This is a genomic window from Acinetobacter sp. 24-47-64 (genome assembly GCF_057737055.1).
In genome coordinates this window covers 2,847,106-2,860,079 of the sequence record NZ_CM173215.1, presented here as the reverse complement: position 1 = coordinate 2,860,079, position 12,974 = coordinate 2,847,106, and the positions used below count along the sequence as shown (strand labels likewise).

Sequence of the window (12,974 nt, the reverse complement as noted above, 5' to 3'; positions counted from 1 at the left end):
ATAAGAAGGAATTCAGTATGAATCCATTGTTATTCAAACTCATGTTAGGTCTAGCTTTAAGTTTGAATGGGGTTCATGCTTTCGCTGCTGGATCTAAGGGTCCAGCAGTTGATCCTTTAGAAGAAGACTGGTCATCAAACAGTTCAGAAGTTCCGATTGAATCTATACAGCAGTTTGTTCAGATTTACGGTACAGTAAAAGAAAACTATGTCACTGAAGTCACTGACGATCAGTTATTTTTACAAGCGATCCAAGGTTTGGTGAGTGGGCTAGATCGTTACTCTCGCTATTTATCTCCAGAAGATTATCGCCAACTCCTCAAATATACCGAGGAGGATTTAGCGAGTATCGATTTTGATCTTAGCTTTGATACCTCACGAGGTTTATGGCAGATCGAAAATTTAGATCCCGATAGTGACTCGGCAAAATTAGGATTGGCCAACGGCGTTACACTTTACAAAATTGATGGACAAGAGCTTAGATTGCTAAACCAAGATCAAGTCAAAGACTTGCTCAGTGGCTCGATTGGATCAACCATCAGTTTACAAAGATCACCGAACTCATCTCCAATTATTTTAGTGAGAAATCAAAAACTAGATGTTGCCGATATACAAGCACATATGCTGAGTAATCAAGTTTTACTATTAAAGGTGAAAGTTTTTCAGCAAGATACTGCGAATGAAATAAAACGTTATATCGATGAGCATCATAGCCAACAACTCAAAGCTGTTTTAATAGATCTAAGAAATAATCCGGGTGGATTATTATCTTCTGCTGTGGAAACGGCAGATTTATTTTTAAATCAGGGTTTGATTGTATCTACGCGTAGCCGTTCAGAAGGTGATCAACAATTCCAAGCTTTACCAGGACATGAATTTACAGGGCTTAAAGTCGGAGTATTGATTAATCAACGTTCGGCTTCTGCAGCAGAAGTATTTACGGCAGCAATGAAAGATCATCAACGCGCCGTAATCATTGGTGAAAAGAGTTATGGTAAAGGTGTTGTGCAAAAACTCTTTCCACTTGAAAATGGTGCGGCACTACAAATGACAGTATCTCATTACTTAACACCGAATGGTGTCGAGATTGATGGGCAAGGCATAGCCCCTAATATCGAATATCCTTGGCCGCAGGATATGAAGGAGGAGGTTTACCTCCAACACGCAGCCGATTTATTGTTAAGAAGCCGTTAAATATCATCAATATCGGGGTGATGCTAAGTTATTCATCTTCAGTATCTAAACCAAATTTTTTTAAACGATATCGTAATGAGCGGAATGTCATTCCTAATTTTTTGGCGGCTAGGGTTCTGTTCCAATGCGTTGAGTTTAACGCATTAATTAAAACTTCTTTTTCTACTTTCTCAAGGTATTGTTCTAATCCCTCTTCGGGCAAACCTTTGGGTATTTGAGACGTTAAATCAGTAGTTGCTTCAATGTGACTATTTGGTTGTTGTGCTAAAGGTGGGGATGTTAAGCCTAATGAAGGGCTTTTAACATGCTCGACGGCTATGAGCTTATCATCGCAAAGTGTAAGTGCACGCTCGATGATATTTTTAAGTTCGCGTACATTCCCTGTAAATGGTTGTTGTTTAAGGAATTGTATCGCCTCTTGAGACAGTTGAGGGGCTTCAATACGCCATTCACTACTGATTTTATCAATAAAATGTTGAGCTAGAACAGGAATATCTTTGGGTCTATCGCGGAGTGGGGTAAGACGTAAATCCATCACATGAATTCTAAAAAATAGATCTTGTCTAAATTTGCCTTGTTGAACCAATTGCTCAAGATTTTGATGGCTTGCACTGACAATCCTAAAATCAACATCAAGCTCTTTATCACTGCCAATCGGACGGATTTTCTTTTCTTGAACTGCTCTCAGCAATTTAGCTTGCATGGCGAGTGAAAGCTCTGCAATTTCGTCTAAAAATAATGTTCCACCGTCAGCTGTTTGAATTAACCCTTGTTTGTCTTGGTCAGCACCCACAAAACTGCCTTTGATATGACCAAATAATTCACTTTCCATCAGGTCTTCATTCATCGCACCACAATTGATCGCGACAAAGGCATGATCATGACGATTACTGAGTTGATGAATAAGATTCGCAACGATTTCCTTACCAGTCCCTGATTCACCTGTAATAAAGACGGGCGCTTGTGATCGAGCTATTTTTTTGATTGCCGTACGAAGCTGTTGAGTTTGTTCTGAGACACCAATCAGCAGTTGTTCCTCAAGCGGAAGCTGATTGAGATCATCATCCACTGCAGGGGTATGTAATGCTTTCTTAAGCAATTGATGCAAATGCTGTTGATTAATAGGCTTACTGACGAAATCGAAAGCGCCTGCTTTTAAAGCAGAGATTGCCAACTCCATATTGGCATAGGCGGTCAGTACCGCGATGGGCGTCTTCGGATAGTGCTGGGTGACGTATTTAACTAAATCGATGCCATTGCCATCTGGTAAATTGAAATCGGTGATACACGCATCGTATTTATATTCGCTTAGAAAACGTAGCGCTTGTTTCAAATGATGTGCCATATGCGTTTTAATGCCCATCCGAGAAAGGGTCATTTGCATCAACATACATAAATCAGGTTCATCATCGACTAAAAGTACTAAAGGTTGTTGCTTTACCATAACCTGATCTTATCCATCTAAACGTCTGTCTTATGGCATGTAATACGAAAACATGCACCTTGCTGTTCTTGTTCGATATAACTCAATTTTGCTTGGTTAGCTTCACAAATACTTTGTGATAAATATAATCCTAAACCAGTTCCATTGGTTTCAGTACTAAAAAATGGTTGAAATAATTGAGATAAATCATGTTGTTGGATGCCTTTGCCAAAATCGATAACATCAATAAAAATTTGATTTTCTGAACAACTGCTTCTGACAAAAATGTACTCTGCGGTCGGATCATTATGACGAATAGCATTACGAATTAAATTAATCAGAACTTGTCGCAGTTGGATTTCATCAAAATAAACTTCAAGATTAGCTTCAAGCTGTAATTGAATATGAGAACTGATATCTGCTAAATCTTGGTGAATAAGATCATGCATAAACTGTTCAAAATGAATTAGTACACCAGCAGTTTTTTTATTCTTTGCCATATCCAATGTGTCTTTGACGATTTTATCAATACGCTTTGCTTGCTTGGCAATCATTTGATTGAGCATACGTTTTTGTTCTTCATCCGAATCATCATTAAGCTCATTGGCTTGTACGATTGCTGCTAAAGGATTACGTATTTCATGTGCAATACTGGCTGATAATTGACCAAGAGAAGCTAATTTCATTTGTTGAACTTTCTGATTAAGTTTTTGCGCATCTTCCAAAATTAATAGCGTGAGCGCTTGTTGAGGCGTAACCAGTTTTTGAACACGAATATCAACTGTATAGGATGATTGATGAGATTCAAACTGAAAGCGCTCTCCATGAGCAACCAATGTGTTTTTTAGAATTTCATAGAGATCTGGTTGGAAGTTGGCAAGATTATATTGTTCATGAGCGTACAGGGGCGAAATACCAAGTAAGGAATATGCAGCAGGATTGCAGACGATAATTTTACAGTGATCATCTAAGACCAGATAACCGACTTCGATTTGCTCAAGAATATAGCGATTAATATTTTGTAGTTTAAAGAGTTCATTGGCTTGATGTGTATTGACGGATTCGAGTACTTGAAACCGTTGTATTGATACTTGACCAATGCCATGAACCACAAAAAATAAAAAGGCAAGAAAGGCACTGTCACCAATATTATTTAGACTTTCAATGGAGAACAAACTACCAAAAAACTGTTGATATACGACCCCAATCACCGCGACCAATGTGATGAATAAGGCTTGGTTTTTACTGAGTAAAAAATTTGCTGCAAAGACGGAAATAACAAACAATAACCCAATTGCGATATTGGGGCCACCGAGTGCAAAAGTAAGGGTATTTAGAAAGAGCAGGTCAACTGCAAATAAGGTGATAATTTGTTTAGAAATGGCTTGTGGTAAGTATTTTAAAACGATCGTTTGTACAATGCTGCTTGCGACATAAAGGAGTAAAGCGTAAAAATAGATTGATTCGTATTGATAAAAATAACGTTCAGAATCAATAGTCAGTAGGAATATGAGCGTTAAGCTTAGGGCGATAATGACACGATAACTTGAATATAGCGTTCCAAGACGGTAGATCGTTTGGTAAATAGAAATTGAAGCAGCAGACGTCATTGGAATACTCAGATCAAATTAAGGCTTAATCAAACCATAACGAATTGCCAAATGAGTCAGTTTGACATCACTATCGATTCCTAATTTTTCAAATATACGATAGCGGTAGGTATTCACTGTTTTTACGCTAACAAAGAGTTTGTCTGAAATTTCTTGGGCACTAATACAATTCACAACCATCATCGCGACTTGCATTTCACGTTCAGAAAGTGCGTCAAAAGGAGAGGTTTGTGTATCAGATAAATAAGAACTCGCAAGCTGTTCAGCAATATCTGCACTGAAGTATTTACCACCTTGCATGACTTTATTGATTGCACGCACCATTTCTGTGATTGGAGCTCCCTTCGTGATATAACCACGAGCCCCCGCTTTTAACAGTAGTGATGGATAGGGTTCTTCCGCTAGACCACTGACGGCGAGAACTCTGGTGTCAGGCGCTGTTTGTAATAAACGTCGAGTGGTTTCTACGCCACCGATACCAGGCATATTCACATCGAGCAAGACGACATTAGGGTGGTGTTGACGAACAAGACTAATGGCTTCTTCACCGGACTCTGCTTGACCAATGACTTGAATATCTGCTTGATCTTCAAGCATACGACAAATACCTGTACGAACTAACTCATGGTCATCTACCACTAATACCGTGATCACAAACACCTCCTCTGAAATCTATTCTTACTTTTTTGTTACATGATGCAAAAACTGCTTGCATTGGACTAACAAAAATAGCAATGCTATTCATAATCTTTACTAAAATACTGTGCATAATCACGTGGTTTAATATTAATCACGTTTGTACCTAAATGTAAGTCATATTTGAGGTGATTAGCAATGATGCAAAATGCCTCCGTGAGATGAGTAAGTTATCGTGAAAAAACAGAAATTAACGCTAATGCATGTACTGACTACATCAGTACTACTCTCTATGAGCTCATTGAGCTTTGCAGAATTAATTAATCATGCTAATTCTGCACCGGGGCAAGCGAGTATCAGTTGGTCATCTGAAGATGCAAGCCAATTCTTAAATAATGATAGTGTCAAGGCTTCTACTTCCTCTTCAGAAGAGTATACACCTCAAGCAACGACCACAATTACAACAACAATTCGTAAATCTACAGGCCCTGCGACTTCAACATCACCAACCACGCAGATTCTTGATAATAGTCGCTATAGCAACCAACCTTCAGTAAACGCGCGTGCAGCATTGGTCATGGATGCAAATACAGGTGAGGTCTTATTTAGTAAGAACACGAATACTGCTCTACCGATTGCGTCTGTTACAAAGTTAATGACTGCTGTAGTGATTGCAGATGCACAATTAAATATGTCTGAAAATATTACGCTGCAAAGTATTGATTTTGCAGGTGCGGGTGGTAAAAACTCAAGCTCGACATTGCGTGTAGGTGACACAATGAATCGTGCTGAAGCCTTATTATTCGCTTTAATGAAATCTGAAAATCCTGCAGCTGCGGCTTTGGCTCGAACATATCCAGGAGGTCGTGCGGCTTTCGTCTCTGCTATGAATAATAAAGCACGTGCCTTAGGGATGTATTCATCTAAATTTACTGAGTCTACAGGTCTAGATCCTCGCAATGTTGCTTCTGCGCGGGACTTGGGCATATTGGTGAGTACTGCATCACAGTACGGTCTTATTCGTCAATTTTCTACGACGCCAACCTATGACTTTAACCTCGGTTATCGTGTGTTGAAATCGAACAACACGAACTCTCTCGTTCGTAACGGTGGCTGGAATATTAACATTTCAAAGACGGGATTTATTAATGAGGCTGGGCGTTGTGTGGTGATGCATACGACTTTGAATAATCGTCCAGCTGTAGTTGTGCTTTTAGGAGCAAGCAATACTCAAGCTCGTAATGATGATGCTGTTCGCTTAATGCGTTGGACCAGTCAGTTACCACGTGCGATCTAGACCATAAATAAAAAACCCTGCATCTGCAGGGTTTTTTATCATGCAATCTTACATATTAGACAAAATTGAATCGCGTACTTGATCCATCGTTGCATCAATTGAAAGCATGACTGCATCAGAACACTGTTTGATTGCAGTATCAGGATCTTTAAGACCGTTACCTGTTACAGTACAAACAATGACTGAACCTTCAGCAATTTTGCCCGCTTTAATATCGCGGATTGCACCACCAATCGAAGCTGCAGAAGCAGGCTCAACAAATACACCTTCATACATAGAAAGCAAACGTTGTGCTTCTAAGATTTCAGCGTCTGTTAATTCATCAAACCAACCTTGAGAGTCACGTACTACCGCTTTCGCATGGTTCCAGCTTTGTGGGTTACCAATACGGATTGCTGTTGCAACAGTTTCAGGGTTTTGAACAGGTGCACCACGTAAGAATGGTGCTGCGCCAGAAGCTTGATAGCCAACCATCGTCGGTAAACCTTCAGGTTTAGGACCAGTGAATTGATCAGTTTCAGCATCATAAATTACTTGCTCAAATTGATCCGCAGGTTGGTTTGCAACAGCTTCTGTATAACCCATCCAGTGTGCAGTGATGTTACCTGCGTTGCCTACTGGTAAGCAGTGATAGTCAGGTGCACGACCTAATTCATCAACGATTTCGTATGCAATCGTTTTTTGGCCTTGCAAACGGTAAGGGTTGATTGAGTTTACGATAGTTACAGGGGCTTGGTCAGCAACTTCTTTAACAAGGCGCATACCGTCATCGAAGTTACCACGAATTTGCATTGTGATCGCACCATACATCATTGCTTGAGCCATTTTACCCATTGCAATTTTGCCTTCTGGAATTAAAACGAATGCTTTAATACCAGCGCGAGCAGCATAAGCGGCAGCGGCAGCAGAGGTATTACCTGTAGATGCACAGATAATCGCTTTAGAGCCTTCTTCAACCGCTTTAGTGACTGCCATGGTCATACCACGGTCTTTAAATGAACCAGTCGGGTTTAAGCCTTCGTACTTCACATAAATTTCAACATTTTTGCCAATTAAACGTGGAATATTCGCAAGCTTAATCAGTGGTGTATTACCTTCGCCTAGGGAGATTGCACGAGTAGTTGCAGACACTGGTAAACGGTCGCGATAACGGTCAACTAAACCAGTGTAACGATTGGCATTAGACATGATGATGTTCCAATTGTGTGTAGAGCTGGAGAGGGCAGCAGTACCCTCTACCCGAGATGATTAATTATCAAGCGATTCTAAACGAATTCGTACAATTTCGCCATGGATGACGGGTAATGCTTGAATTTGTGAAAGCGCTTCATCCATTTTTGATTCAACAATAGGATCTGTCAGAATCACGATAGGAATAAGGTCTTTTAAGCGAGGTTGCTGCATAATGGCATCAATACTGATTCCTGCACGACTCAAGATCGTAGTAACTTCAGCAAGTACGCCTGTTTGATCTTCAGCATTAATACGGATGTAGTAACCCGTTGTCATTTCTTCACGACTTAGAATTGGTAAGTCTGTGAGTGCTTCAAATGCTAATTGTGGAATAGTTCCAGCACCGTCTTCAGTATAAGAAATGTCACGAACGATATCGACAACGTCAGCGACTACGGCAGAAGCAGTTGGACCAGCACCAGCACCAGCACCATAATATAAAGTTGGGCCGACTGCGTTCGCTTGTACGAGAACAGCATTTTTAACGCCGTTTACATTTGCGATCAACTGGTCATCTGGAATGAGCGTTGGGTGAACACGTAGTTCAATGCCTTTTTCTGCACGACGTGCAATACCTAAATGCTTAATACGGAAGCCAAGATCTTCAGCATACTTCACATCTTGAGCAGTAACTTTACCAATTCCTTCAGTAAAAACTTTATCAAATTGAAGTGGAATACCAAATGCACAAGATGCAAGAATGGTTAACTTGTGAGCAGCATCAATCCCTTCTACATCAAAGGTTGGATCTGCTTCAGCATAGCCAAGTTCTTGCGCTTCTTTCAGAACGTCCGCAAAAGCACGTCCTTTTTCACGCATTTCACTTAGGATAAAGTTGCCTGTACCATTAATGATGCCTGCAAGCCAATCGATTTTGTTGGCAGCTAAGCCTTCACGAATTACTTTGATAATTGGAATACCGCCAGCAACAGCTGCTTCATAGGCGATCTGCACAGCATTGTCTTCAGCAAGTTTAAATAATTCGTTACCATGTTCAGCTAAAAGCGCCTTATTTGCAGTGACAACTTGTTTGCCATGAACAATTGCTTCTTTGATGACTTCATAAGCAGGGTGAATACCGCCCATGACTTCAACAACAACATCAACATCAGGTTGACGAACGATATCAAGAAGGTCGGCACTTTGTTTAACTGAGTCAGGAAGATTTAAATCTGGGCGAGGGCGACGAGTACCCACATAAGTAATTTGAATTTCACGACCGGTGCGACGTCTAATTTCAGCAGCGTTTTCTTGTAATAGTTTAAGGGCACCACCACCTACGGTTCCAAGACCGAGTATTGCCAGACGAACTGGTTTCACGTCACACTCCAAAAAATATGTAAAATTTTATTGAACCTAGATCATAGCTAAAAAAAGAGGCAGACTCTAGGGTCAATCGAGTTAAATATTGATGTATAAAAAGCAGTAATTTATCTCATAAATATTAGTTATTTAAGCTACGTAGTATTTCATCTGCTGTCATGTATCCACCAAGATAAACACCTTCTGAGCTGTAAATTGCAGGCGTTCCATTTACACCCATTTTTAAACCCATTTGGTACTGATCTTTAACAGGATTTTCACAGTTGGTATTGTCCAATTGTTGACCTGCAATAGCTTGATCAAATGCAGTTTTACGATCTTTACTACACCAGACACTTTCCATTGCTGGGAAATACTGTTCTCCACGTGGCCACGCGATATAACGAACTTCAATTCCTTTAGAATTGATTTCATCCATATGTTCATGCAATTTATGGCAGTAAGGGCAGCTGATATCTGTAAAAACGTAAACGATATGTTTGGTTTTAGATTTAGCTGGATAAATAATGAGATCTTCAGCTTTTAACTGGCTTAGTAACCCTTTACTCAATGCCGACTGGAAGGATTGTCCAATATCTTCAACTTTTTTATTACCTAAACGTAGTAAATCACCTTGGAAAATATATTGACCATCTGCAGTAGTGTATACCGCAGTCATACCCTCTAAATTGACCCAGTAAAGATTTGGTACTTCGGTTGGTTTAATGTCGATAATTTTGGCATTGATATTTGCGGTTTTAAAATTTTTCTCTAACTTTTGAATCAAGCGTTGTTGCGCATTTCGCTCAGTTAAATTTGATGCTTGGCCGGTTGCTGGAGCAGTTGCCGTTAAAGTACCATCTGATTTTTGTGTGTCTTCAGATTTGGAGCATGCACTCATAAAAAGCGTCGTTGCAAGGGTAGAAGCGAATAAAATTTTCGAACGGGTAAATAACATAAACAACCCTTTTAAAGTTTTCAGCATTATTTTTACTGCGCTAAGCATAACAAAAAATATTCTCAAATCGTAAATTATAGCTTAGTGCTACAAAATTCAGATCGATGACTTAGCCACGGGGATGATGCTGAGCATGAAGTTGTTGCATGCGAATTTGTGCAACATGCGTATAAATTTGTGTTGTCGATAAATCACTATGCCCGAGGAGCATTTGTACCACTCGGAGATCTGCACCGTGATTGAGCAGGTGAGTTGCAAAAGCATGTCTTAATGTATGGGGGGATAGCTCTGTCGCTATACCTGCTTGGAGGGCATAACGTTTGATGGCATACCAAAAGTTTTGACGGCTCATAATCCCGCCATGTTGGGTCAGAAATAAGTAATCTGTAGCACTTTTATAGAGTTGTGGACGAGCTTCTGCTAAATATTTTTCAATCCATTCCACAGCAATTTGCCCCAAAGGAACTAAACGTTCTTTATTTCCCTTGCCCAAGATTCGCAAAAAACCCTGATTGAGATTGATGTGATCTATTCTTAAATTAATCAGTTCGCTCACGCGTAAACCACAAGCATACAGGACTTCAAACATCGTGCGATCACGCAAGCCTAACGCTGTGTTTGTATCTGGTGCTTGAATGAGTGATTCAACATCTTGCTCAGATAAATCTTTAGGTAACGCTCGTCCTAACTTGGGTGTTTTATGTGCGGCTATAGGATTATCTGTTCTTAAATTTTGCTCTCTTAAAAATTTATAGAAAGACCGAAGTGCCGATAAAGTGCGAGCAATTGATCGAGGACTTTTCCCTTGTTTGGTGAGCTCAATCAGTACATCTGAAATATCATCGTGTGACCATAAGGTCATGGGGCTGGTTAACAGAGTACTGCATTGGACTAAATCTGTGAGATAGGCATTTCGGGTGTGTGGGCTAACAGACTGAGCGATTAAATAATCTCGAAATCCGTGTAAGAACGAAAGTTGTTCTGGAATTTGAATGGGTGCAGGAACTCGAGGTTTCTTATTAATCATAGGGATATTCGATTGGGAAATTCGATTGATTTAATTGAGATTATCTAATGTAGTGTAATTTTCTATGCATGTCGATGTGTTATAAGAAGATGCGAATCATTCTTGATGAGAGTGCGGTAATAATTCTCATTTGTATGTATACTGTTCAAAATTTTTTAGGGTTAGGTACGGTGCGTTTATCTGATTTGAAAGTCAAACAATCTGCCATCATTACGCAAGTGCATCGCACTGTAGATGGTACTTCTACAGATATGGTGGCAAGTCGTTTAGAAACGCTAGGATTTGTTTCCGGAACTAAAGTACAAGTCATTACGAAAGGACTGTTTGGCGGCGATCCAATTCTCATTCAAGTGGGTTTTACTCGCTTTGCCTTAAGAAAAAATGAAGCACAAAAAATTGAAATAGAAGGAGTGTCGGCATGAGCGATGCGTTGCGTGTTGCCCTTGTTGGTAATCCTAACTGTGGTAAAACTTCATTATTCAATCATTTGACTGGAACACGCCAAAAAGTAGGTAACTATGCAGGTGTAACCGTTGAGCGAAAAATTGGTCACTTCACGTTAAACTCAGGTAAAGCGGTTCGTGTTTTAGACTTGCCAGGAACGTATAGTTTAGACGCAACTAGTCCAGATGAAGAAATCACCCGTGATGTTGTTTATGGGAAAATTGCGGAAGAAGGTCATCAAGATGCATTTTTATGCGTTGTTGATGCAACCAATTTGAAGTTGCACCTTGGTTTAGTTTTGGAGTTGATCCAATTGGGTCGTCCAATGCTACTCGTACTTAACATGATGGATGAAGCTCGTCGTCGTGGAATGCAAATCAATACCCAAAAGCTTTCTGAGCGCCTAGGCATTCCAGTTGTAGAAACGGTTGCTGTGCGTCGCTCAGGTATTGAAAACCTGATGAATGCGCTAGATCATGGCAAATATGCTGTTCCTCAAACTGAGCTGACAGGTTTGAAAGGATCTGATCACGACAAAGTTGAAGCGATTGTCAAAGATGCCGTTCAATTTGTTGAATTTGATGATAAACGTTCAGTTTTTCTCGATAAAATCTTTCTGCACCCAGTACTTGGTCTATTCAGTTTAGCGGTGATGATGTTCATCATTTTCCAAGCAGTTTTTGCTTGGGCGGCACCCTTCATGGATGGTATTGAGACGTTCTTTGGCTGGTTGGGTGAAGTCGTTGGTGAGAATATTGCCCATCCATTACTCAATAGTTTAGTGGTTGATGGAATTATCGCGGGTGCAGGTGGTGTAGTTGTCTTTTTGCCTCAGATTCTCATCTTATTCTTCTTTATCTTGGTGCTTGAAGAATCAGGTTATTTACCCCGAGCGGCATTCTTACTTGATAAGTTGATGTATAAAGCAGGTCTTTCGGGACGTGCATTTATTCCATTACTGTCGAGTTTTGCGTGTGCAATTCCTGGAATCATGGCATCACGGACTATTAGTGATCCAAGAGACCGTTTGACCACGATCTTTGTTGCGCCATTGATGACTTGTTCAGCTCGTTTACCCGTCTATGCGTTGTTGATTGCAGCTTTTGTGCCTTCTCAAACGGTTTGGGGACTATTTAACCTTCAAGGTTTAGTGCTGTTCGGTCTATATATGGCAGGGATTGTGAGTGCATTGATCGTATCGTTTGTGTTGAAGTTTTTCCAAAAAGATAAATCTCAACATATGTTATTGATGGAACTTCCAAGCTATCGTTTTCCAGATTTGAAAAACGTGTGGATTGGCTTGCTTGATCGAGCAAAAATCTTTTTGAAGCGAGTCGGTGGAATCATCTTTGCGCTTTCTATTTTATTATGGTTCTTGTGCACATTCCCACAACCACCAGAGGGTGCAACATTACCTGCGATTGATTATTCATTTGCGGGGATGTTAGGTCATTTGATGCAACCAATCTTTGCGCCATTAGGCTTTAATTGGCAGATTTGTATTGCTTTAATTCCAGCCATGGCTGCGCGTGAAGTTGTCGTTGCTGCTTTAGGCACCGTGTATGCTTTGTCTGCTGTTGATGAGGATGCGATGTCGGAAGGCTTGGCATCACTGATTAGTAGTGGTGGGGATTTGGGCTGGTCTTTAGCAACAGGATTATCACTTTTGGTCTGGTTCATTTATGCACCACATTGTTTGGCGACATTAGCGACAGTGAAACGCGAAACAGGTTCTTGGAAGACAGTTGGCTTTATGACCGTCTATTTATTTGGTTTAGCGTATTTTATGTCGTTTTTAACCTATCAAGTCGCGACCAGCGTATTAGCTTAAATCTGAAGAGGTGAGGAGAC

General features: G+C 40.3%; 10 protein-coding genes and 2 pseudogenes. 4 read left to right on the top strand and 8 right to left on the bottom strand.

Annotated features, from left to right (window positions below; translation table 11 throughout):
- Positions 1–17: 17 nt before the first annotated feature.
- Positions 18–1,193, top strand: a complete 1,176-nt coding sequence (locus AC1M85_RS13565; RefSeq protein WP_228143113.1) for a S41 family peptidase — start codon at positions 18–20, stop codon at positions 1,191–1,193.
- A gap of 28 nt (positions 1,194–1,221) precedes the next feature.
- On the opposite strand, the pseudogene AC1M85_RS13560 reads toward AC1M85_RS13565, so the two are convergent.
- The 4 genes and pseudogenes from AC1M85_RS13560 to gacA form a co-directional block, all read right to left on the bottom strand.
- Positions 1,222–1,401: pseudogene (locus AC1M85_RS13560) on the bottom strand (helix-turn-helix domain-containing protein); the annotation flags it as partial.
- A gap of 107 nt (positions 1,402–1,508) precedes the next feature.
- A pseudogene (locus AC1M85_RS13555) lies at positions 1,509–2,637 on the bottom strand (sigma-54-dependent transcriptional regulator); the annotation flags it as partial.
- A gap of 17 nt (positions 2,638–2,654) precedes the next feature.
- Positions 2,655–4,226, bottom strand: coding sequence for a sensor histidine kinase (locus AC1M85_RS13550; RefSeq protein WP_481611907.1), 1,572 nt, complete (start codon positions 4,224–4,226; stop codon positions 2,655–2,657).
- Positions 4,227–4,244: 18 nt separating this feature from the next.
- Positions 4,245–4,880, bottom strand: a complete 636-nt coding sequence (gene gacA / locus AC1M85_RS13545; protein ID WP_035263902.1) for a response regulator transcription factor GacA — start codon at positions 4,878–4,880, stop codon at positions 4,245–4,247.
- Between the two features lie 217 nt (positions 4,881–5,097).
- Between gacA and AC1M85_RS13540 the strand changes: the two genes are divergently transcribed.
- A complete protein-coding gene (locus tag AC1M85_RS13540; RefSeq protein WP_179998887.1) occupies positions 5,098–6,159 on the top strand; it encodes a serine hydrolase in 1,062 nt (353 codons plus the stop codon).
- 48 nt (positions 6,160–6,207) lie between these two features.
- Here AC1M85_RS13540 and thrC read toward each other — a convergent pair whose 3' ends face one another.
- The 4 genes from thrC to xerD form a co-directional block, all read right to left on the bottom strand.
- On the bottom strand, positions 6,208–7,347 hold the full coding sequence (thrC, locus tag AC1M85_RS13535) for a threonine synthase (protein ID WP_092767330.1): 1,140 nt from the start codon (positions 7,345–7,347) through the stop codon (positions 6,208–6,210).
- Positions 7,348–7,407: 60 nt separating this feature from the next.
- Entirely contained in the window at positions 7,408–8,712 is a 1,305-nt protein-coding gene (locus AC1M85_RS13530; protein WP_092767329.1) for a homoserine dehydrogenase, read from the bottom strand.
- A gap of 124 nt (positions 8,713–8,836) precedes the next feature.
- Complete coding sequence (locus AC1M85_RS13525; RefSeq protein ID WP_179998886.1) at positions 8,837–9,652, bottom strand: DsbC family protein; 816 nt, start codon at positions 9,650–9,652, stop codon at positions 8,837–8,839.
- 109 nt (positions 9,653–9,761) lie between these two features.
- A complete protein-coding gene (gene xerD / locus AC1M85_RS13520) occupies positions 9,762–10,679 on the bottom strand; it encodes a site-specific tyrosine recombinase XerD (protein WP_092767326.1) in 918 nt (305 codons plus the stop codon).
- A gap of 170 nt (positions 10,680–10,849) precedes the next feature.
- Here xerD and AC1M85_RS13515 point away from each other — a divergent pair, with 170 nt between their 5' ends.
- Both AC1M85_RS13515 and feoB read left to right on the top strand, forming a co-directional pair.
- On the top strand, positions 10,850–11,101 hold the full coding sequence (locus AC1M85_RS13515) for a FeoA family protein (protein WP_092767423.1): 252 nt from the start codon (positions 10,850–10,852) through the stop codon (positions 11,099–11,101).
- Positions 11,098–12,954 (top strand): ferrous iron transport protein B, encoded by a 1,857-nt coding sequence (gene feoB, locus AC1M85_RS13510; protein ID WP_092767324.1) that lies wholly within the window; start codon positions 11,098–11,100, stop codon positions 12,952–12,954. The genes AC1M85_RS13515 and feoB overlap by 4 nt, the downstream gene beginning before the upstream one ends.
- Positions 12,955–12,974 lie beyond the last annotated feature (20 nt).